The 282-nt window shown below is 45.0% G+C and carries 1 pseudogene; it reads right to left on the reverse strand.

Annotated elements, in window-relative coordinates:
* Positions 1–282, reverse strand: a pseudogene (locus E0702_RS16995) (hypothetical protein); the annotation flags it as partial.

Genomic DNA, 282 nt, shown 5'->3' on the forward strand with positions numbered 1-282 from the left:
CAATTCCTTTGGCCCGGTAAATTTCAGCTGGCAAACTGCGGAACAACTGTTCAAACTCGGATCGTGGCACAGGTTGTCCAAAGAAATGCGTGTGAACAACTACATGGTCGTAGGAATGATAATGCTCCCCATGTTCGTGGCCATGGGCGTGATCACGGTGATCATGATCATGATGATCTGTATGGTTATCATGATCATACGTCTGCAAATGATTTTCCGAATGAGAATGTTTACTCTTAATATCAACTGCGGATTCCTTATGCCGCGAAACGTCCATACGCT

The organism is Halomonas marinisediminis, from assembly GCF_004347715.1.
GTDB lineage: Bacteria > Pseudomonadota > Gammaproteobacteria > Pseudomonadales > Halomonadaceae > Halomonas > Halomonas icarae.